Raw genomic sequence first — 19,457 nt, 5'->3', positions numbered from 1 at the left:
GCCCGCCCGGTCCGGACGGGTGACGCCGCATCAGGTACGGTGCCGCGCCCGGCAGTGCGGGCCGGGCGCGGCGGGTGGGTCGGCGGAGCAACCGCGGCGCGGTCCGGGCTTACATCCCGTGCACGGCGGGGATGGTGCCCAGCCGGCCCTTCTGGAAGTCCTCGAAGGCCTGCTGCAGCTCCTCGCGGGTGTTCATCACGAACGGCCCGTAGTGCGCCATGGGCTCGCGGATCGGCTGCCCGCCGAGCAGCACGACCTCCAGGTCCGGCGTGTTCGAGTCCTGCTTCTCGTCCGCGCGGACGGTCAGCGAGGAGCCCGCGCCGAAGACGGCGGTCTGGCCGCTGTGGATCGGACGACGGTCCGTACCGACGCTGCCACGGCCGGCGAGGACGTACACCAGACCGTTGAAGTCCTCGCGCCACGGCAGGTTGATCTCGGCGCCGGGGCGCAGGGTCGCGTGGACCATGGTGATCGGCGTGTGCGTGATGCCGGGGCCCTCGTGGCCGTCCAGCTCACCGGCGATGACCCGCAGCAGCGCGCCGCCGTCGGGGCTGGTCAGCAGCTGGACCTGGCCACCGCGGATGTCCTGGTAGCGCGGGGGCATCATCTTGTCCTTGGCCGGCAGGTTCACCCACAGCTGCAGACCGTGGAAGAGGCCGCCGGACATGACCAGCGACTCCGGCGGCGCCTCGATGTGCAGGAGGCCGGCACCCGCGGTCATCCACTGGGTGTCCCCATTGGTGATGGTGCCGCCACCACCGTTGGAGTCCTGGTGGTCGAAGACGCCGTCGATGATGTACGTGACGGTCTCGAAGCCGCGGTGCGGGTGCCACGGGGTGCCCTTGGGCTCGCCCGGCGCGTACTCCACCTCGCCCATCTGGTCCATCATGATGAACGGATCGAGGTGCTTGTAGTTGATCCCGGCGAACGCACGTCGCACCGGGAAGCCCTCCCCCTCGAATCCGCTGGGCGCCGTGGTCACGGCGAGCACGGGGCGCGCCTGGGCATCGGCGGGCGCGGCGACGCGCGGCAGGGTGAGCGGGTTCTCGACAGTCACTGCAGGCATGGCGGGACCTCCTTGTGCATCCGAGTTTAGTTGAACGATGAACTTCTTGCCACCCGGAACGCGAAACGCCCGGGATCAATTCCCGGGCGCAGGTCACGACGGCCGCTATCGGCCGCATTCCGACTCATCCGTACATACGGCGCATCGCGAAGTCGACCATCTGCTCCACGGCCTTCGCGTCGAACACCATCCGGTGATCGCCCTCCATGTCCAGGACGAAGCCGTACCCCGTCGGCAGCAGATCGATCACCTCGGCCCCCGTGATCACGAAGTACTTCGACTCCTTGCCCGCGTACCGCCGAAGCTCCTTGAGCGACGTGAACATCGGGATCACCGGCTGCTGCGTGTTGTGCAGCGCCAGGAACCCGGGATTGTCGCCGCGCGGGCAGTACACCTTCGACGTCGCGAAGATCTGCTGGAAGTCCTCCGCGGACAGCGACCCCGTCGTGAACGCCCGCACCGCGTCCGCGAGCGACGGCGGCGACGGCTCGGGGTACAGCGGCTGCTCACCGTATCCGGCGGACTGCCCGCCGTATCCGGCACCCGGTATGCCGGCACCGGACATCGGCTGCTGCGGCGGGGCGCCGTAGTGCTGCTGAGCACCGGGGTTCTGGTCGTAGCCGTACATGCCCCCGAGCGTAGTGGGTCCCCACCCCCACCGGTGCGCCGCTTCCGCGTACCGGACGACCGGACCCCGAGCCCGGACGAGTGGCTTCGCGCGACCCCGGGCCGCGACGACCGCCGGTCGCCGGCCTCTCGTGAGGGCCGCCCGCATGCGCCGCGCGTCACAGTTGTCCGGTCGGGGTTGCACGTTATTACCGGTGGGTAGCATCATCGTAGCTACTTGCTGGTAGATGTACTGAGGTACGAGGAACCCTGCCTCCCCGATCCCTTACGGAGCCGTCGCCATGGGGCACTACAAGTCGAATCTCCGCGACATCGAGTTCAACCTCTTCGAGGTCCTCGGGCGCGACAAGCTGTACGGCACCGGCCCGTTCGCGGAGATGGACGTCGAGACCGCCAAGAGCATCCTCGACGAGATCGCCCGCCTCGCGGAGAACGACCTCGCCGAGTCCTTCGCGGACGCCGACCGCAACCCGCCGGTGTTCGACCCCGAGACCAACACCGCTCCGGTCCCGGCGTCCTTCAAGAAGAGCTACAAGGCCTTCATGGACTCCGAGTACTGGCGCCTCGGTCTGCCCGAAGAGATCGGCGGCACCACCGCGCCGCGCTCCCTGGTCTGGTCCTACGCCGAGCTGCTGCTGGGCTCGAACCCCGCGATATGGATGTACTCCTCGGGTCCGGCCTTCGCAGGGGTCCTCTTCGAGGAGGGCAACGAGGCGCAGAAGAAGGTCGCGCAGATCGCGGTCGAGAAGCGCTGGGGCTCCACGATGGTCCTCACCGAGCCGGACGCCGGCTCCGACGTGGGCGCCGGCCGCACCAAGGCCATCCAGCAGGAGGACGGCTCCTGGCACATCGAGGGCGTGAAGCGCTTCATCACCTCCGGTGAGCACGACATGGAGGAGAACATCCTCCACTACGTGCTGGCGCGCCCCGAGGGCCACGGCCCCGGCACCAAGGGCCTGTCCCTCTTCCTGGTCCCGAAGTTCCACTTCGACTGGGAGACCGGCGAGCTGGGCGAGCGCAACGGCGTCTACGCGACGAACGTCGAGCACAAGATGGGCCTCAAGGCGTCCAACACCTGCGAGATGACGTTCGGCGACAAGCACCCCGCCAAGGGCTGGCTGATCGGCGACAAGCACGACGGCATCCGCCAGATGTTCATGATCATCGAGTTCGCCCGCATGATGGTCGGCACGAAGGCGATCTCCACCCTGTCGACGGGTTACCTGAACGCGCTGGAGTACGCCAAGGAGCGCGTCCAGGGCTCCGACCTGTCGCAGTTCATGGACAAGACCGCGCCCAAGGTCACCATCACGCACCACCCCGACGTGCGCCGCTCCCTCATGACGCAGAAGGCGTACGCGGAGGGCATGCGCTCCCTCGTCCTCTACACCGCCGCGGTGCAGGACGAGATCGCCGCCAAGGAGGCCGCGGGCGAGGACGCCAAGTCCCTGCACGGCCTGAACGACCTGCTGCTCCCGATCGTCAAGGGCTACGGCTCCGAGAAGGCCTACGAGCAGCTGGCCCAGTCCCTGCAGACCTTCGGCGGCTCCGGGTACCTCCAGGAGTACCCGATCGAGCAGTACATCCGGGACGCCAAGATCGACACCCTCTACGAGGGCACCACGGCCATCCAGGGCCAGGACTTCTTCTTCCGGAAGATCGTCCGTGACCAGGGCCAGTCGCTGAACGCCCTCGCCGAGGAGATCAAGAAGTTCCTCGCGGTCGGCACCGGCGGCGACGAGCTGGCCGGCGCCCGTGACGCGCTCGCCAAGGCCGCCGTCGACCTGGAGGGGATCGTCGGCCGCATGCTGACCGACCTCACCGCCACCGGTGATGACGTCAAGAACATCTACAAGGTCGGCCTCAACACCACCCGACTGCTGATGGCCTCCGGCGACGTCGTCGTCGGCTACCTGCTGCTGCGCGGCGCGGCCGTCGCCGCCGAGAAGCTGCAGACCGCGTCCGCGAAGGACAAGGCCTTCTACCAGGGCAAGATCGCCGCGGCGAAGTTCTTCGCCGCGAACGTCCTGCCGGGCGTCTCGCTCGCCCGCGAGATCGCCGAGGGCGTCGACAACGAGCTGATGGAGCTGGACGAGGCCGCGTTCTAGCCGGCCCGGGAGGCGGTCGGGTTCGGTCCGGAACCCGACCGGCTCCCGTCCGGATCCGGCCCTGAACCGGCCCAGCTGCACAGCCTCCGCAGTGCCTCCTCGTACGGGGCCCGCTTCCCTTCCCGGGAGCGGGCCCCGTTCCGTCGTTAAGGTGAACACCATGAGCAGCAGCGCACCCTCCCGCTTCGACCGCGGCCACACCGACGACCTCATGTCCTTCCTGGCGGCGTCCCCGTCGCCGTACCACGCCGTGGCGAACGCCGCCGAGCGGCTGGAGAAGGCCGGTTTCCGCCAGGTCGAGGAGACCGACGCCTGGGACGGGACGAGCGGCGGGAAGTACGTGCTGCGGGGCGGGGCGCTCGTCGCCTGGTACGTCCCCGAGAGCGCGGCGCCGCACACCCCGTTCCGCATCGTCGGCGCGCACACCGACTCGCCGAACCTGCGCGTCAAGCCGCAGCCAGACATGGGCGCGCACGGCTGGCGGCAGGTCGCCGTCGAGATCTACGGCGGGCCGCTGCTCAACTCCTGGCTCGACCGGGACCTCGGCCTGGCCGGCCGGCTCTCGCTGCGCGACGGCACGACCCGGCTGGTCAACATCGACCGCCCGCTGCTGCGCGTACCCCAGCTGGCCATCCACATGGACCGCTCGATCTACGAGAAGGGCCTGCAGCTCGACAAGCAGAAGCACATGCAGCCCATCTGGGGCCTGGGCGACAGTGTCGGCGAGCGCGACCTGATCTCCTTCCTGGAGGAGGAGTCGGGGCTGGCCGCCGGGGACATCACCGGCTGGGACCTCATGACGCACGCCCTGGAGGCGCCCGCGTACCTCGGCCGCGACCGCGAGCTCGTCGCCGGGCCGCGGATGGACAACCTGCTGTCCGTGCACGCCGGCACGGCCGCGCTCGTCGCCGTGTCGGGCCGCGACGCGCTGTCGTACATCCCGGTGCTCGCCGCCTTCGACCACGAGGAGAACGGCTCCCAGGCGGACACCGGCGCGGACGGCCCGCTGCTCGGATCGGTCCTGGAGCGCTCGGTGTTCGCGCGCGGCGGCTCGTACGAGGACCGGGCCCGCGCCTTCGCCGGCACGGTCTGCCTGTCGTCCGACACCGGCCACGCCGTGCACCCCAACTACGCGGAGCGCCACGACCCGACGCACCACCCGCGCGCGAACGGCGGCCCCATCCTGAAGGTCAACGTCAACCAGCGGTACGCGACCGACGGCAGCGGCCGCGCCGCGTTCGCGGCGGCCTGCGAGCGCGCCGGAGTGCCGTGGCAGACCTTCGTCTCCAACAACGCGATGCCGTGCGGCACCACGATCGGCCCGATCACCGCCGCGCGCCACGGAATCCGGACCGTCGACATCGGCGTCGCCATCCTGTCGATGCACAGCGCCCGCGAACTGTGCGGCGCGGACGACCCGTATCTGCTGGCCAACGCGCTGGTGGCGTTCCTCGAGAGCTGACGCCGGACGGCCTCCCCCGCGTAGGTGCGACGAGTCGGGGTACCCGTACCACCTACGCACATTGGGAGGCGGAGATCATGGGCCTGGGAGGCTGCATCCTGCTCATCGGTGCGGGGGCGATTCTCACCTTCGCGACCGATTGGGAGGCCGAGAGCATCAATCTCGATCTGGTCGGTCTCATCATGATGGCGGTCGGCATCATCGGTGTCGCCACGTTCACGAGCATCGCGCGCCGGCGACGGGTGGTGGTGCCGCCATCCTCCCCGACGGTCGTCGACGAGGACGGCACGACCGGATACCGCCGCTGAAACCTGCGAAACACCGTGCCTGACACGGTGTTTCGCATGGTTCTGCCGGGACGGAGGACGAGCCTCGTACCTCGCCAGGGGCCGTCACGCGGAAAGATCGCCGTCGCGGGCACCGTGGCGGCGGCAACGGGCATCGCGCTCGCGGGCGCACTGATCACGCGGTACGACGGCCGTCCGCGGCCGCAGGGCCACCCACAACCCTGGGTTGTGGGTGGCCGGTTGCCTCGACGGCGCGAGGGGAAAGCCGCCGGCGCGCCAGGTTCTGCTCCTCCAGGTCCTGCCGTCGGGGCTACGCGGCAGGCCCCTCGTCCATCCCCGCGAGGACGAGCGGCAGCCGGGCCGCGCCCTCGTCCGTCACGCGGACCGGAACACCCCAGTCCTGCTGGTGCACGTGGCAGGCCGGGTACTCGTTCGCCGGGTCGTCGTCGCAGGACGCCGCCATCGCCGAGACGTGCAGCACGCCCTCCGTCACCGAGGGGTTCAGCTCCAGCTCCCGGAACAGATCGGTGCCCGCGCCCTCGCCGGCGGCCAGCAGCTCCGGCGGGGTCGAGGAGACGAGCAGCCGCGTCGAAGGCCCGTACCGGGTGTCGAGCTTCTGCCCGGCCGGAGCCTGGAAGACCACGTCCAACCGCAGCGTCCCGGGGGCGACTTCGGTCGCGGCGCGCTGCGTGTGGTGGGCGACCGCCTCGACCCGTACGGCCTCCTCGGGCAGCCGCAGCCGGGTCAGCCGGTGCCTGGCCGACTCCACGACCACGATGTCCTCGCCGACGAGGACGGCGCCGGACGGCTCGCGCAGATCGGTGGCGAGGGTCGTGACCTCGCCGCTCGCCGGTTCGTAGCGGCGCAGCGCGTGGTTGTACGTGTCGGACACGGCGACCGAGCCGTCGGGCAGCGCGGTCACGCCGAGCGGGTGCTGGAGCAGCGCCTGGCCGGCGGCCCCGTCCCGGTGGCCGAAGTCGAACAGACCGGTGCCGACCGCGGTGTGGACGACCCCTTCGGTGTCGATCCAGCGCAGCGCGGAGGTCTCCGAGTCGGCGATCCACAGCCGGTCGTCGGTGGCGGCGAGCCCGGACGGCTGCGCGAACCACGCCTCGGCCGCGGGCCCGTCGACGAGCCCCTCGTTGGTCGTACCGGCGGCCACCTGGACCGTCCCGGCCTCGGGGTCGTACGTCCACAGCTGGTGGATGCCTGCCATCGCGATCCACACCTTGCCCTGCCACCAGGCCACGTCCCACGGCGACGACAGGTCCACCTCCCGCGCGGGACCTGACGTGGGCGACCCCTGCCGCCACTGCCGCCCGGTACCGGCGACGATCTCGATCGCACCGGTCTCCGGGTCGTACGTCCGCAGCGCGTGGTTCACGGTGTCGGCGACGACGACCTTGCCGTCGGGCAGCAGCGCGAGGCCCTGCGGCTCCCGGAACTCCCCGTCCCCGATCCGCCGCACGACGGTCTCGCCGTCCGCCTCCAGCTCGACCAGCTGATGCCGGGTCGAGTCGGACACCAGGAAGTTCCCGGACGGCAGCACCACGGCCTTCCCGGGGAACCGCAGATCGGTCGCCATGGGCTCCGGCGGCACATAGGGCCCGTCCCCGCGCCGCAGTGTCCCCTTCGCCTCGTGCTCCGTCTCCAGCTCCTCGACCAGCCGCTCGATGGCGTGCGCATGCCCCTCACCGGCGTGCTGCGCGACGACGTACCCCTCGGGGTCGATCACCACGAGCGTCGGCCAGGCCCGCACGGCGTACTGCTTCCACGTCGCGAGCTCGGGGTCGTCCAGGACCGGGTGGTGCACCTTGTACCGCTCGACGGCGTCGGCGACGGCCTGGTGCTCGGCCTCGTGCACGAACTTCGGCGAATGCACGCCGATCATCACCAGCGTGTCCCGGTGCTTCTCCTCGAGCTCGCGGAGCTCGTCCAGGACGTGCAGACAGTTGATGCAGCAAAAGGTCCAAAAATCGAGAACGACGATGCGTCCTCGCAGGTCAGCGAGGGTCAGATCGGTTCCGCCGGTGTTCAGCCAGCCGCCCTTGCCGATCAGCTGGGGGGCCCGGACGCGTGCACGTGTAGCCATACCCCCATCCAACCGCACCGGGCGGGGTACGCATTCCGCATGAGGTACCTCGTACGCGACAAGATCTTCGCCGTCGGCGACGACTACTGGATCGACGACGAACGCGGGCGCCACGCCTTCCTCGTCGACGGCAAGGCGCTGCGGCTGCGGGACACGCTCGAGCTGAAGGACCCGGCCGGGCGGGTGCTGGTCACGCTGCGGCAGAAGCTGTTCAGCATGCGCGACGCGATGACGATCGAGCGCGGCGAGGAGGCACTGGCCGTCGTCCGGCGCAAGCGGCTGTCGCTGTTGCGGAACCACTTCCGGGTGATCCTGGCCGACGGGACGGAGCTGGATGTCAGCGGGAAGATCCTGGACCGGGAGTTCGCGGTCGAGTACGAGGGGGAGCTGCTGGCCGACATCTCGCGCAGATGGCTCACGGTCAGGGACACGTACGCGGTGGACGTCGTACGGGAGGACGCGGACGCGGCACTGCTGATCGCGGTCGCGGTGTGCGTGATCCGGATGGCGGAGCGGGAACGGGGCTGAGGCTGCCTTCTCACCGCGGTGCCGGCAGGCCCAGCACGCGGTCCTTGAGGGCCGGGAACTGCTCACGGGTCGTCGCGACCTTCGACGGGTCGAGGTCGACGGTGAGGACCTCCTCCGCCGCGCCCGCTTCCGCGAGGACCTCGCCCCAGGGATCGACGACGATGCTGTGGCCGGCCTGTTCGACGCCCGCGTGGGTGCCGGCGCTGCCGACGGCGAGAACGTACGCCTGGTTCTCGACGGCGCGGGCCTGCGCGAGGAGGGTCCAGTGGGCGCGGCGGCGCTCGGGCCAGCCGGCCGCGACGACGAGGACGTCCGCGCCCGCGTCGACCAGGCCGCGGTAGAGCTCGGGGAAGCGGAGGTCGTAGCAGGTGGAGAGGCCGAGCGTGGCGTCGGGCAGCGGGACGGTGACGAGCTCGGTGCCCGCGGCCATCATCACGGCCTCGCCCTTGTCGAAGCCGAAGCGGTGGATCTTGCGGTAGATCCGGGCGAGCTCGCCGGTGGGGGAGAAGACCAGGGACGTGTTGTAGAGGGGGCCTTCACCCGCGGCGGAGCCGCTGTCGGATTCAGCCCGTTCGACGACGGAGCCGGCGTGCAACCAGACGCCCGCGTCGCTCGCCGCCTTGGACATCGCCTCGTACGTGGGGCCCTCGAGCGGTTCCGCTTCCGCTTCGAACAGCTCGTAGGCGAAGGCTCCGACGGGCCACAGCTCGGGCAGGACGACGAGATCGGCGCCGGCCTGCTCCCGTACCAGGGAAGCCGCTCGCTGCCTGCGGGAATCGATGGATTCGTCCGGGTCTACTGCGATCTGGATGAGCGAGGCGCGCACACTACCACCGTCCTGGCATTCGAGCCGTCAACACGGGCCTACGATCGTCACCTGAAAGCACTGCCGGGGTGCCCGGGGGCAGCGTACTGTTCTCTCCCGGGGGATACCCCCGGACCCCCCGCAGCCCACACAGCACCCAGCCCGCGCACAACCGTCGAGGGGTTCCGTGACCGTCCATCCAAGCCTGCAGACCTACGCCGACGCCTGGACCCACTCCATCGAAGCGATATCCGAGCTGGTGCAGCCGCTCGTCGAAGGGGAGTGGAACCGCGCAACGCCGTGCCCCGGATGGTCGGTGCGCGACCTCGTGTCGCACGTCATCGGCATGGAGTGCGAGATGCTCGGTGACCCCCGGCCGATTCACACCCTGCCCCGCGATCTCTACCACGTGCGCAGCGAGTTCGCGCGCTACATGGAGATGCAGGTCGATGTGCGCCGGCACCACACCGGGCCCGAGATGACCTCCGAGCTGGAGTACACGATCATCCGCCGCAACCGGCAGCTGCGGAACGAGAACCGTGCGCCCGACACCATGGTCCGTGCCCCGCTGGGTGCCCAGCAGACGCTGGAACTGGCGTATCGGATGAGGGCCTTCGACGTCTGGCTGCACGAGCAGGACCTGCGGACGACGCTCGGCAGGCCGGGCAACCTCGACTCCCCCGGCGCTCTCGTCGCCCGCGACAACTTCCTCGCGATCCTGCCGAAGGTCGTCGCCAAGGACGCGGGCGCCCCGCCGAACTCGGCGATCGTCTTCGACGTCAGCGGCCCGGTGGAATTCCTGCGGACCGTGCGCGTCGACGCGGACGGGCGCGGCACGGTCGACGGTGCTCCCTCGCTGGGTCCTGCGGCGACGCTCGCGCTGGACTGGGAGACGTACGTACGGCTCGCCGCCGGCCGGGTCAGGCCCGCGGCCGTCGCCGACCGGATCAAGGTCGAGGGCGACGCGGATCTGGCCGCGGCGATCCTGGACTCGTTCGCCATCACGCCGTAGCGGCGCGGGCGGGGCCGTCCCCGGGGCCCGCAGCCGGGCGCCCGGCCGCCTCGGCGGCGCGGCCCCGGCGGGTCCGACGCGGCGCGTCACGCCGGGCCCGGTACGCGCACGGCCCGTCACGCCGGTACGTGTACGGCCTCCACCCTGCTCGCCACGAGCCGCTCCCGCTCCCGCCGCGCCGTGCGCGCCCGCAGCCGCAGGATCTGGACCACGCCCAGCGCCTCCAGCACGAAGACGGACGAGAACGCGATCCGGTAGTTGTCACCGGTCGCGTCCAGCAGCACGCCCACGGCCAGGAGCGTCGTCATGGAGGCGACGAAACCGCCCATGTTCACGATCCCGGACGCCGTGCCCTGCCGTTCCGGCGGATTGGCGGGACGGGCGTAGTCGAAGCCGATCATCGAGGCGGGCCCGCAGCTGCCGAGCACCGTGCACAGCGTGATCAGCAGCCACATCGGCGCCTGGTCACCGGGGTACACGAGGGTGGTGCCCCACACCGCGGCGGTCAGCCCCACCGTGCCGAGGGCGAGCGGCGTCCTGGCCGCGTGGTGCCGGGCGATGATCTGCCCGTAGACGAGGCCCACGGCCATGTTCACGGCCACCACCAGCGTGAGCAGCGCGCCCGCGGTCTCCCGCGACAGCCCCTGCGCCTCGACGAGGAACGGCAGCCCCCACAACAGCAGGAACACCATGGCGGGGAACTGGGTGGTGAAGTGCACCCACAGGCCCAGCCGGGTGCCGGGCTCGCGCCAGGACTCGGCGATCTGCCTGCGGACGAACGCGGCCCCTGCGTGCGTCGCCGGGGCGGGCTCGTGGCCCTCGGGGTGGTCCTTCAGGAAGAGCACCAGCAGGACCAGGACGACCAGACCCGCCACCGCGCTGCCGGCGAAGGTCGCGGTCCAGCCGAGCCCGTGCAGCAGCCGCGAGATGAGGAGGGTCGAGACGAGATTGCCCGCCATCCCGAACAGCGCGGCGACCTGGGCGATCAGCGGCCCGCGCCGCGCGGGGAACCAGCGCGAGCCGAGCCGCAGCACGCTGATGAAGGTCATCGCGTCGCCGCAGCCGAGCAGCGCGCGGGAGGCGAGGGCCATGCCGTACGAGGGGGCGAGCGCGAAGCCGAGCTGTCCCGCCGTGAAGAGGACGACGCCGAGGGTGAGGACCTTCTTGGTGCCGAGCCGGTCGACCATGAGGCCGACGGGAATCTGCATGCCCGCGTACACGAGCAGCTGGAGTATCGAGAAGGTGGAGAGGGCGGAGGCGTTGACGTCGAAGCGGTCGGCGGCGTCGAGGCCTGCGACGCCCAGCGACGTACGGAAGATGACGGCGACGAAGTAGACGGCGACGCCGATGCCCCAGACCGTGTACGCGCGGCGGCCGCCGGGTGGATCGCCGGGGAGGGACAGGGCGGAGGAGCGCGCGGAGGGGCTCATCGGTCCTCACCCCGCACGAGCAGCTTGACCCAGCTCAGGTGCCGGTGCACACAGGCCGCCGCGGCCTCGGTGTCACCGGTTCTGATGGCCTCCAGCATGTCGGCGTGCTCGGTGATGTTCTTGGTGACACGGTCGGGCTGTGCGTGCATCAGGGCGACGCCCATGCGCAGCTGGCGGTCGCGCAGCTGGTCGTAGAGGCGGGAGAGGATCTCGTTCCCGGCGTGGCGGACGATCTCGGCGTGGAACGCGCGGTCGGTGGCGGCGACGGCGGCCAGGTCGCCTGCCCCGGCGTGCTGCCGCTGCCGCTCCACGAGTTCCCGCAGCCGCTCGACCAGCGACGGCGGGGCGGGCACGGCCCTGCGGACGGCGAACTCCTCGACCAGCAGCCGCGTTTCGATGACGTCCGATATCTCCTGCGCGGAGACGGCCAGGACGAGCGCGCCCTTCTTCGGATAGAGCTTGAGCAGCCCTTCCATCTCCAGCTTCAGCAGGGCCTCGCGCACCGGGGTCCTGGACACGCCGACGGCCTCGGCGAGCTCGCCTTCGGTGAGGAGGGTTCCGCCCTCGTAACGGCGGTCGAGCACCGCCTGCTTGATGTGGGTGTAGACACGTTCGGCGGCGGGTGCGGCGGGCATGCGCACAGCTTAGATACAAGAGGGGTACATCCAGGAATCACGTCCACGATGCAGGACGCGGAAAACTTTTCGGGTTCCGTACATCCTTCTTTTGCCCTCAGGAGTCTCGTTCGCGGGCACTCGTTTCCCTCAGCCCCCACAGACGTCCTTTTTGAGCGCATTCGCGAACTCGGAGCGTTTCCTTTGAAATACAGCTTCACGGGCGTGCGCAGAGCCGCCGCGGTCACCCTTGCCTCCGGCGTCCTGCTGACCGTCTCCCCCATGGCCGCGTCGCCCGCCCAGGCGGCCACCGCGCCGACCGTCTCCGCCAGCGGCGCCTACCTGATGCTCGGTTCCAACGGCACGCCGCTCTACAGCAAGTACGCGGACACCCGGCGCCAGATGGCGAGCACGACGAAGATCATGACGGCCGCCGTGGTGCTCAGCACCCCGGGCCTCGATCTCAACCGCAAGGTGACGTCCAAGCAGGCCTACCGCGACTACGTCACCGCCAAGGCCGCCAGCACCGCCGACCTGCGCAGCGGTGACGTGCTCACCGTGCGCCAGCTGCTCTACGCGACGATGCTGCCGTCCGGCTGCGACGCGGCGATGGCCCTCGCCGACACCTTCGGCACCGGCACCACCCGCACGGCCCGCGTCCAGTCCTTCATCGCCAAGATGAACACGAAGGCCACCGAGCTCGGCCTGAAGAACACGAAGTTCGACTCCTTCGACGGCAACTCGACGACGGGCAACAACTACACGACCCCGCGCGAGCTGGCGAAGGTCGCCCGCTACGCGATGGCCAACGTCAACTTCCGCGCGATCGCCAAGGCGACCTCGTACAAGGCCTCCGCGACCACGAGCACCGGCGGCACCCGCACGTACACCTGGTACAACACGAACCAGCTGCTCGGCTCCTACAGCGGCGCCAACGGCATCAAGACCGGCACGAACACGCCGGCCGGTCCCTGCCTCGTCTTCGCGGCCACCCGCGGCGACAAGACCCTCATCGGTGTCATCCTGAACGATTCCTACCGCTACACCGACGCGGCGAAGTTGCTCGACTACGGCTTCGGTACCACCACCGCCGGCACGATGCAGCTGCGGAAGCTGCCGCAGGGCGCCCAGCGCGACTGATCGCGCTCACACACCACACGCACGAGGTCCCGTGACGCACATGGCGTCACGGGACCTCGTCGTTGTGAGCTGCTACGAGCCGGTACGAGCCGGGCCGGTCACGCCCAGGTGATCAGCCGCTTCGGCTGCTCCAGGATCGCCGCGACGTCCGCCAGCACCTTGGAGCCGAGCTCGCCGTCGACCAGCCGGTGATCGAAGGACAGCGCCAGCGTGGTGACCTGACGGGGCTTCACCTTGCCCTTGTGGACCCACGGCTGGAGCTTGATCGCGCCGACCGCGAGGATCGCGGACTCGCCCGGGTTGAGGATCGGCGTACCGGTGTCGACGCCGAAGACGCCGACGTTGGTGATGGTCACCGTCCCGCCCTGCATGGCCGCGGGGGTCGTCCTGCCCTCGCGGGCCGTGGCGACCAGCTCGCCGAGGGCCTCGGCCAGCTGCGGCAGGGTCTTGTCGTGCGCGTCCTTGACGTTCGGCACGATCAGACCGCGCGGGGTGGCCGCGGCGATGCCCAGGTTGACGTAGTGCTTGAGCACGATCTCCTGGTTCGCCTCGTCCCACGTGGCGTTGACCTCGGGGTTCCGCTTGATCGCGACCAGCAGCGCCTTGGCGATGAGGAGCAGCGGGTTCACGCGGAGCCCGGCCATGTCCTTGTCGGCCTTGAGCTCCTCGACCAGCTTCATCGTGCGGGTCACGTCGACCGTGATGAACTCGGTGACGTGCGGCGCGGTGAAGGCCGAGCCGACCATCGCCTGCGCGGTGGCCTTCCGTACGCCCCTGACGGGGATACGGGTCTCCCGGGCGCCGGCCACGGCGACGGCCTCCGGAGCCGCCGCGGTCACCTGAGCCGGCACGGCGGCCGGTGCGGGGGCAGCAGCAGGGGCCGGGGCCACCGCCGCGTGGACGTCCTCGCGGGTGATGATCCCGTCGGGCCCGCTCGGCACGACCGTGGCGAGGTCCACGCCGAGGTCCTTGGCCAGCTTGCGCACCGGCGGCTTGGCGAGCGGCCGGTCGGTGACGGGGTTCGCGGCAGGGATCGCGGTCCCGTGCCCGTTCAGCTCGGCCTGCACCGCGGCCTGCGCGGCCTGGGCCTGGGCCTGCTCGGGTACGGACGCGCCCTTGCGCGGGCGGCGCTTCGTGGAGGACTCGGCGACCCCGTACCCGACCAGCACCGGCTGGCGGCCCGTGGGCTTGGCCTCGGCCTCCGGCTCGGCGGCGGGAGCGGGGGCGGGGGCGGCCGCGGGGGCGGGCGCCTCGCCCGACCCCGGTGCCACGTCCACCGTGATGATCGCGGTGCCGACGTCCACCGTGGTGCCCTCGTCGAAGCGCAGCTCGTGCACCACGCCGTCGTACGGAATCGGGAGCTCCACCGCCGCCTTGGCGGTCTCGACCTCGCACACCACCTGACCGTCGGTCACGGTGTCGCCGGGCTGGACGTACCACTTGAGGATCTCGGCCTCGGTGAGTCCCTCGCCCACGTCGGGCATCTTGAACTCACGGAAACGAGCAGAAGTGTCTGTCATCGTCGTCACGACCCTCTCCTCAGTACGCCAGCGAGCGGTCGACGGCGTCGAGCACCCGGTCAAGTCCCGGAAGGTACTCCTCCTCCAGCCGGGCCGGCGGGTACGGGGCGTGGAAGCCCCCGACGCGCAGCACCGGCGCCTCCAGGTGGTAGAAGCACCGCTCGGTGATGCGGGCGGCGATCTCCGCGCCGGAGCCGTAGAAGACCGGGGCCTCGTGGACGACGACGAGCCGGCCGGTCTTCTCGACCGACTTCTGGACGGCGTCGAAGTCGATCGGGGACATCGAGCGCAGGTCGAGGACCTCGACCGACTTGCCCTCCTCCTGGGCGGCCGCGGCGGCCTCCAGGCAGACCTTCACCATCGGCCCGTAGGCGACGAGCGTCAGGTCGCTGCCGGTGCGGACGGTGCGCGCGGCGTGCAGCGGGTCGGGGATGGCCTCGGTGTCGACCTCGCTCTTGTCCCAGTAGCGCCGCTTCGGCTCGAAGAAGATGACCGGGTCGTCGCTCTGGATGGCCTGCTGGAGCATCCAGTAGCCGTCGGACGCGTTCGACGGGGAGATCACCTTGAGGCCGGCCACGTGCGCGAAGAGCGCCTCGGGCGACTCGGAGTGGTGCTCGACCGCGCCGATGCCGCCGCCGTACGGGATACGGACGACGACCGGCAGCTTGATCTTGCCGAGCGCGCGGGCGTGCATCTTGGCGAGCTGCGTGACGATCTGGTCGTACGCGGGGAAGACGAAACCGTCGAACTGGATCTCGACGACCGGGCGGTAGCCGCGGAGCGCGAGACCGATCGCGGTGCCGACGATGCCGGACTCGGCGAGCGGGGTGTCGATGACCCGCTCCTCGCCGAAGTCCTTCTGGAGCCCGTCGGTGATCCGGAAGACTCCGCCGAGCTTGCCGACGTCCTCACCCATGATGAGGACCTTGGGGTCGGTGTCGAGGGCCTTGCGCAGCGACTCGTTGAGCGCCTTCGCGAGGGACATCTTCTCTACGGCCATGGCTTACTTGCCCTCCTCGGCAGCGTCCGCGAACGACGCCTGGTAGGCGGCGAACTGCGCGCGCTCCTCGTCGACGAGGGCGTGCCCGTCCGCGTAGACATTGTCGAAGATCGCCATGTGGTCCGGGTCGGGCATGGCGCGGACGGCTTCACGGACGCGCTTCGCGAGCACGTCGCTCTCCTCGTCCAGGGAGGTGAAGAACGCCTCGTCGGCGAAGCCCTGGTTCTCCAGGTACGTACGCAGACGCAGGATCGGGTCCTTGGCCTCCCAGGCCGCCCGCTCGTCGTCGTGCCGGTACTTGGTGGGGTCGTCGGAGGTGGTGTGGGCACCCATCCGGTACGTGAACGCCTCGACCAGCGTCGGACCCTCACCGCGGCGTGCGCGCTCCAGCGCGGACCGGGTCACGGCGAGACAGGCCAGCACGTCGTTGCCGTCGACGCGGACGCCGGGGAAGCCGAAGCCCTGGGCGCGCTGGTAGAGCGGCACCCGGGTCTGGCGCTCGGTGGGCTCGGAGATCGCCCACTGGTTGTTCTGGCAGAAGAACACGACCGGGGCGTTGTAGACCGCGGAGAACGTGAAGGACTCGGCGACATCACCCTGGCTGGAGGCGCCGTCACCGAAGTACGCGATGACCGCGGAGTCGGCACCGTCCTTGGCGACACCCATCGCGTAGCCGGTCGCGTGCAGCGTCTGCGAGCCGATCACGATCGTGTACAGGTGGAAGTTGTTGCTGTTCGGGTCCCAGCCACCGTGGTTCACGCCACGGAACATCCCCAGCAGGTTCGTCGGGTCGACCCCGCGGCACCAGGCGACTCCGTGCTCCCGGTAGGTCGGGAAGACGTAGTCGTCGTCGCGCAGCGCCCGGCCGGAGCCGATCTGCGCCGCCTCCTGGCCGAGCAGCGAGGCCCACAGGCCCAGCTCGCCCTGGCGCTGGAGGGCGGTGGCCTCCGCGTCGAAGCGACGCGTCAGGACCATGTCCCGGTAGAGCCCGCGAAGCTCCTCGGGGCTCAGGTCGATGTCGTACTCCGGGTGCTCGACCCGCTCACCCTCGGGCGTCAACAGCTGTACCAGCTGGGGCTCGGAAGTCTGTGGCTTCTTCGCGGCGCTGGCGCTGGCGCGCTTACTGCTGCGGCGCGGTTTGCTCGCGGCAGTGCTCTCCACGGTCACGTGCGTGCTCCTCCGTCGGTCCGGCCCCCGGGGTCCGCCGGGAGCCAGTGCGGCTCGCCTGTGTCCGTACCCGTGCACGGGGTGGGTGCCGCTCGGCCGGGAACAGGCGTGACAGGTGCCCCGGCGAGCGCCCTGCCAAAGGCACGTTACCCAGTGGGCCGCACTACTGCGAAACCCCATTTGACCTGCGATTTTGCTTGGATTTCCAAGTAAATCGAGAAAAGCGGGAACAACCACTGGTCACAGCCTTGCGGGCCGCCGGAACAGGGGCACGTTATCCCGCTCACCCCGGGCACGGGAAGAGTGAGTATGTGAGACTGCTTTCGTGGGCGAAGAAGGAAAAATCACAGTATTTCTCGTGGACGACCATGAGGTCGTCCGGCGCGGCGTCCACGAACTGCTGTCGGTCGAGGACGACATCGAGGTCGTCGGGGAGGCCGGTACGGCCGCGGACGCCCTGGTGAGAATTCCCACGGTGCGCCCCGATGTGGCCGTTCTGGACGTACGTCTTCCGGACGGCAGCGGGGTGGAGGTGTGCCGTGAGGTGCGCTCGCGCAACGAGGACATCAAGTGCCTGATGCTGACGTCGTACGCCGACGACGAGGCCCTTTTCGACGCGATCATGGCCGGGGCCTCCGGCTATGTCCTCAAGGCGATCCGCGGCACCGAGCTCCTGACGGCCGTACGGGACGTGGCGGCGGGCAAGTCGCTGCTGGACCCGGTCGCCACCGCGCGCGTCCTGGAGCGGCTGCGGGACGGAAACAACCCCAAGGGTGACGAAAAACTCGCGAGCCTGACCGACCAGGAGCGCAAGATCCTGGACCTGATCGGCGAGGGGCTGACGAACCGGGCCATCGGCGAGCGGCTGCACCTCGCCGAGAAGACCATCAAGAACTACGTCTCCAGCCTGCTCGCCAAGCTGGGCATGGAGCGGCGCTCGCAGGCCGCGGCGTACGTGGCGAGGATGCAGGCGGAGCGGCAGCGCTGAGGAGGCGCGGCCGAGCGGACACCCACGAAGGGTCCGTTTCGGGACCTACGTCCCCCGGGGCCGGGCCGGGCGGCCCTTCTCCCGGCCCCGACCAGCGGCGGATCGTGGAGTTCATGCCTTCCGATGATCCCCGCCCCAGCGACGAACTCCGCACCGTCGAGCTGCTCTCCCGGGTGTCGTACGGACGGCTGGCGACCAGCCTGCACGCCATGCCCGTCGTCGCACCGGCCCGTCACGTCGTCTCGGACGGCTACGTCCTGCTGCGCGTCCACGCCGACCTCGGATGCCACCAGACCTGCGACGGCAGCGTGGTGGCCTACGGCGCGGACAACCTGAATTCGGACGCGGCCGCCCTGTGGTCGGTCCAGTTCACCGGCACCGCGGAGGTCATCACGCCGACCGCGGCCGAGTTGGACAGCTTCGGCGATCCCGGCCCCCGCCATGTGAACGGGGAGCCCTTCGATCCGGTGTACCTGCGCATCAGGCCCCGGTTCGCCTCGGTGTTGGATTGTTCCGAAGAGCGACCTGCGCGACACGCTGTGTGATCTATCATCTGGCGGGTGCCGCGCTCATCTGCTACTGCCCCACCTCCGCTGGGTGAACTGCTGCGCCGGTACGAGAACCCCGGCGAGCCCCTCTCCTGCGAGCCCGTCACCCAGGGCCTCCTCAACCGCGGCTACCGCCTCGCAACGACCCGCGGCGCCTACTTCCTCAAGCACCACCTGGACGCGCCCACGGCCGACCGCGACACCATCGCCCGCCAGCACCGCGCCACCCAGCGCCTCCAGTCCCTCGGCGTCCCGGTCGCCCCGCCCGTCCAGGACACGGCGGGCGACACCGTGGCGGTCATCGGCGGCCGCTGCTACGCCCTGCACCCCTGGGTGGACGGCCGGCACCGTGTGGGCGCCCAGCTGACGACGGCCGGGTCCCGGCGCCTCGGCGCACTGCTGGGCCTGGTGCACACGGCACTGGAGCGGGTGATGGAGGCGGGCCAAAGCAGCGGGGGCAGCGGGGGCAGCAGGGAACACGGCCGCGACGAGCACCCCAGCGCCGACCCGGACGAGACCTTCGCCCTGATCGACGAGCTGCTGGAGCTGGCCCGTACCCACCGCCCCCGGGACACCTTCGACGTCCTCGCCGAGCACCGGCTGCTGGAGCGCCGCACCCTGCTGGAGCGGCACGCCCACCGCCGACCGCCCCCGGGCGCCGCCGGCGGCTGGGTGCACGGCGACTTCCACCCCCTGAACCTCCTCTACCAGGGCGCCGAGCCCGCCGCGATCGTCGACTGGGACCGGCTGGGGGTGCAGCCGCGCGCCGAGGAGGCCGTACGCGCCGCGGCGATCTTCTTCGTACGGCCGGCGGGAGAGCTGGAGCTGGCGAAGGTACGGGCGTACGCCCGCGCCTACCGGCGGGCGGCCGGGGCGGACAGCGCCGAGCTGGCCGCCGCGGTGCACCGGGTGTGGTGGGAGCGGCTGAACGACTTCTGGATACTGCGCTGGCGCTACCAGCTGCACGACCGAAGGGCCGACCCGCAGTTTCCTGCGGCGTCGGCCCTGGCGGTGTGGTGGACGCGGGAGTACGAGGCGGTGTGCGAGGCCTTCGCGGGGTGAG

The 19,457-nt window shown here is 70.4% G+C and carries 18 protein-coding genes; 9 read left to right on the top strand and 9 right to left on the bottom strand.

The genetic code is table 11. The features are described from left to right. Window positions 1-109 precede the first annotated feature (109 nt). Together ACFV9O_RS01320 and ACFV9O_RS01315 are read right to left on the bottom strand one after the other, a co-directional pair. Window positions 110-1,066: a pirin family protein gene (locus tag ACFV9O_RS01320; RefSeq protein ID WP_385410872.1), complete on the bottom strand. Its 957-nt coding sequence runs from the start codon at window positions 1,064-1,066 to the stop codon at window positions 110-112. A gap of 124 nt (window positions 1,067-1,190) precedes the next feature. Beyond that, window positions 1,191-1,694 (bottom strand): SseB family protein, encoded by a 504-nt coding sequence (locus ACFV9O_RS01315; protein ID WP_385410870.1) that lies wholly within the window; start codon window positions 1,692-1,694, stop codon window positions 1,191-1,193. Between the two features lie 280 nt (window positions 1,695-1,974). On the opposite strand from ACFV9O_RS01315, the gene ACFV9O_RS01310 reads away from it, so the two are divergent. The 3 genes from ACFV9O_RS01310 to ACFV9O_RS01300 all read left to right on the top strand — a co-directional run bounded on the left by ACFV9O_RS01310 (window position 1,975) and on the right by ACFV9O_RS01300 (window position 5,571). After that, complete coding sequence (locus ACFV9O_RS01310) at window positions 1,975-3,801, top strand: acyl-CoA dehydrogenase (protein ID WP_385410869.1); 1,827 nt, start codon at window positions 1,975-1,977, stop codon at window positions 3,799-3,801. Between the two features lie 160 nt (window positions 3,802-3,961). Then, window positions 3,962-5,263 (top strand): M18 family aminopeptidase, encoded by a 1,302-nt coding sequence (locus ACFV9O_RS01305; RefSeq protein ID WP_385410867.1) that lies wholly within the window; start codon window positions 3,962-3,964, stop codon window positions 5,261-5,263. 77 nt (window positions 5,264-5,340) lie between these two features. Next, window positions 5,341-5,571: a DUF6458 family protein gene (locus tag ACFV9O_RS01300; protein WP_385410865.1), complete on the top strand. Its 231-nt coding sequence runs from the start codon at window positions 5,341-5,343 to the stop codon at window positions 5,569-5,571. Between the two features lie 289 nt (window positions 5,572-5,860). Here ACFV9O_RS01300 and ACFV9O_RS01295 read toward each other — a convergent pair whose 3' ends face one another. Beyond that, window positions 5,861-7,642 carry an NHL domain-containing thioredoxin family protein gene (locus ACFV9O_RS01295; RefSeq protein ID WP_385410863.1) on the bottom strand — a complete coding sequence of 594 codons (1,782 nt, stop codon included), beginning with the start codon at window positions 7,640-7,642 and terminating at the stop codon, window positions 5,861-5,863. Window positions 7,643-7,681: 39 nt separating this feature from the next. Here ACFV9O_RS01295 and ACFV9O_RS01290 point away from each other — a divergent pair, with 39 nt between their 5' ends. Then, window positions 7,682-8,170, top strand: a complete 489-nt coding sequence (locus tag ACFV9O_RS01290) for an LURP-one-related/scramblase family protein (protein ID WP_385410861.1) — start codon at window positions 7,682-7,684, stop codon at window positions 8,168-8,170. Window positions 8,171-8,180: 10 nt separating this feature from the next. Here ACFV9O_RS01290 and ACFV9O_RS01285 read toward each other — a convergent pair whose 3' ends face one another. Further along, window positions 8,181-8,996 carry a carbon-nitrogen family hydrolase gene (locus ACFV9O_RS01285; protein ID WP_385410859.1) on the bottom strand — a complete coding sequence of 272 codons (816 nt, stop codon included), beginning with the start codon at window positions 8,994-8,996 and terminating at the stop codon, window positions 8,181-8,183. Between the two features lie 166 nt (window positions 8,997-9,162). Between ACFV9O_RS01285 and ACFV9O_RS01280 the strand changes: the two genes are divergently transcribed. Then, window positions 9,163-9,987 carry a maleylpyruvate isomerase family mycothiol-dependent enzyme gene (locus ACFV9O_RS01280; RefSeq protein ID WP_385410857.1) on the top strand — a complete coding sequence of 275 codons (825 nt, stop codon included), beginning with the start codon at window positions 9,163-9,165 and terminating at the stop codon, window positions 9,985-9,987. 116 nt (window positions 9,988-10,103) lie between these two features. On the opposite strand, the gene ACFV9O_RS01275 is transcribed toward ACFV9O_RS01280, so the two are convergent. After that, window positions 10,104-11,417, bottom strand: a complete 1,314-nt coding sequence (locus ACFV9O_RS01275; RefSeq protein ID WP_385410855.1) for a nitrate/nitrite transporter — start codon at window positions 11,415-11,417, stop codon at window positions 10,104-10,106. After that, window positions 11,414-12,052, bottom strand: a complete 639-nt coding sequence (locus tag ACFV9O_RS01270) for a GntR family transcriptional regulator (protein ID WP_385410853.1) — start codon at window positions 12,050-12,052, stop codon at window positions 11,414-11,416. The genes ACFV9O_RS01275 and ACFV9O_RS01270 overlap by 4 nt, the downstream gene beginning before the upstream one ends. 183 nt (window positions 12,053-12,235) lie before the next feature. On the opposite strand from ACFV9O_RS01270, the gene ACFV9O_RS01265 reads away from it, so the two are divergent. Next, a complete protein-coding gene (locus tag ACFV9O_RS01265; RefSeq protein WP_385410852.1) occupies window positions 12,236-13,171 on the top strand; it encodes a D-alanyl-D-alanine carboxypeptidase family protein in 936 nt (311 codons plus the stop codon). A 98-nt stretch (window positions 13,172-13,269) separates the two neighbouring features. On the opposite strand, the gene ACFV9O_RS01260 is transcribed toward ACFV9O_RS01265, so the two are convergent. From ACFV9O_RS01260 to pdhA, 3 genes are read right to left on the bottom strand one after another with little or no spacing between them, the layout of a single operon-like run. Then, window positions 13,270-14,700 (bottom strand): dihydrolipoamide acetyltransferase family protein, encoded by a 1,431-nt coding sequence (locus ACFV9O_RS01260; RefSeq protein ID WP_385410851.1) that lies wholly within the window; start codon window positions 14,698-14,700, stop codon window positions 13,270-13,272. 10 nt (window positions 14,701-14,710) lie between these two features. Next, window positions 14,711-15,691: an alpha-ketoacid dehydrogenase subunit beta gene (locus tag ACFV9O_RS01255; protein ID WP_385410849.1), complete on the bottom strand. Its 981-nt coding sequence runs from the start codon at window positions 15,689-15,691 to the stop codon at window positions 14,711-14,713. Between the two features lie 3 nt (window positions 15,692-15,694). After that, a complete protein-coding gene (gene pdhA, locus ACFV9O_RS01250; RefSeq protein WP_385410848.1) occupies window positions 15,695-16,858 on the bottom strand; it encodes a pyruvate dehydrogenase (acetyl-transferring) E1 component subunit alpha in 1,164 nt (387 codons plus the stop codon). A 325-nt stretch (window positions 16,859-17,183) separates the two neighbouring features. On the opposite strand from pdhA, the gene ACFV9O_RS01245 reads away from it, so the two are divergent. The 3 genes from ACFV9O_RS01245 to ACFV9O_RS01235 all read left to right on the top strand — a co-directional run bounded on the left by ACFV9O_RS01245 (window position 17,184) and on the right by ACFV9O_RS01235 (window position 19,456). Beyond that, window positions 17,184-17,846 (top strand): response regulator, encoded by a 663-nt coding sequence (locus ACFV9O_RS01245; RefSeq protein WP_385410846.1) that lies wholly within the window; start codon window positions 17,184-17,186, stop codon window positions 17,844-17,846. A 113-nt stretch (window positions 17,847-17,959) separates the two neighbouring features. After that, on the top strand, window positions 17,960-18,391 hold the full coding sequence (locus tag ACFV9O_RS01240) for a pyridoxamine 5'-phosphate oxidase family protein (protein ID WP_385410844.1): 432 nt from the start codon (window positions 17,960-17,962) through the stop codon (window positions 18,389-18,391). A 15-nt stretch (window positions 18,392-18,406) separates the two neighbouring features. Further along, window positions 18,407-19,456 carry a phosphotransferase gene (locus ACFV9O_RS01235; protein WP_385410843.1) on the top strand — a complete coding sequence of 350 codons (1,050 nt, stop codon included), beginning with the start codon at window positions 18,407-18,409 and terminating at the stop codon, window positions 19,454-19,456. Window position 19,457 lies beyond the last annotated feature (1 nt).

The organism is Streptomyces sp. NPDC059909, from assembly GCF_042730885.1.
Classification (GTDB): domain Bacteria; phylum Actinomycetota; class Actinomycetes; order Streptomycetales; family Streptomycetaceae; genus Streptomyces.
The sequence above is the reverse complement of the archived record's forward strand: the minus strand, read 5'-3'. Positions and strand labels throughout refer to the sequence as shown.

What these genes read in the sequence shown, in the direction of transcription:
- ACFV9O_RS01320 (WP_385410872.1), bottom strand. Translation starts at nt 1,066, where the DNA reads ATGCCTGCAGTGACTGTCGAGAACCCGCTCACCCTGCCGCGCGTCGCC.
- ACFV9O_RS01315 (WP_385410870.1), bottom strand. Translation starts at nt 1,694, where the DNA reads ATGTACGGCTACGACCAGAACCCCGGTGCTCAGCAGCACTACGGCGCC.
- ACFV9O_RS01310 (WP_385410869.1), top strand. Translation starts at nt 1,975, where the DNA reads ATGGGGCACTACAAGTCGAATCTCCGCGACATCGAGTTCAACCTCTTC.
- ACFV9O_RS01305 (WP_385410867.1), top strand. Translation starts at nt 3,962, where the DNA reads ATGAGCAGCAGCGCACCCTCCCGCTTCGACCGCGGCCACACCGACGAC.
- ACFV9O_RS01300 (WP_385410865.1), top strand. Translation starts at nt 5,341, where the DNA reads ATGGGCCTGGGAGGCTGCATCCTGCTCATCGGTGCGGGGGCGATTCTC.
- ACFV9O_RS01295 (WP_385410863.1), bottom strand. Translation starts at nt 7,642, where the DNA reads ATGGCTACACGTGCACGCGTCCGGGCCCCCCAGCTGATCGGCAAGGGC.
- ACFV9O_RS01290 (WP_385410861.1), top strand. Translation starts at nt 7,682, where the DNA reads ATGAGGTACCTCGTACGCGACAAGATCTTCGCCGTCGGCGACGACTAC.
- ACFV9O_RS01275 (WP_385410855.1), bottom strand. Translation starts at nt 11,417, where the DNA reads ATGAGCCCCTCCGCGCGCTCCTCCGCCCTGTCCCTCCCCGGCGATCCA.
- ACFV9O_RS01270 (WP_385410853.1), bottom strand. Translation starts at nt 12,052, where the DNA reads ATGCCCGCCGCACCCGCCGCCGAACGTGTCTACACCCACATCAAGCAG.
- ACFV9O_RS01255 (WP_385410849.1), bottom strand. Translation starts at nt 15,691, where the DNA reads ATGGCCGTAGAGAAGATGTCCCTCGCGAAGGCGCTCAACGAGTCGCTG.
- ACFV9O_RS01240 (WP_385410844.1), top strand. Translation starts at nt 17,960, where the DNA reads ATGCCTTCCGATGATCCCCGCCCCAGCGACGAACTCCGCACCGTCGAG.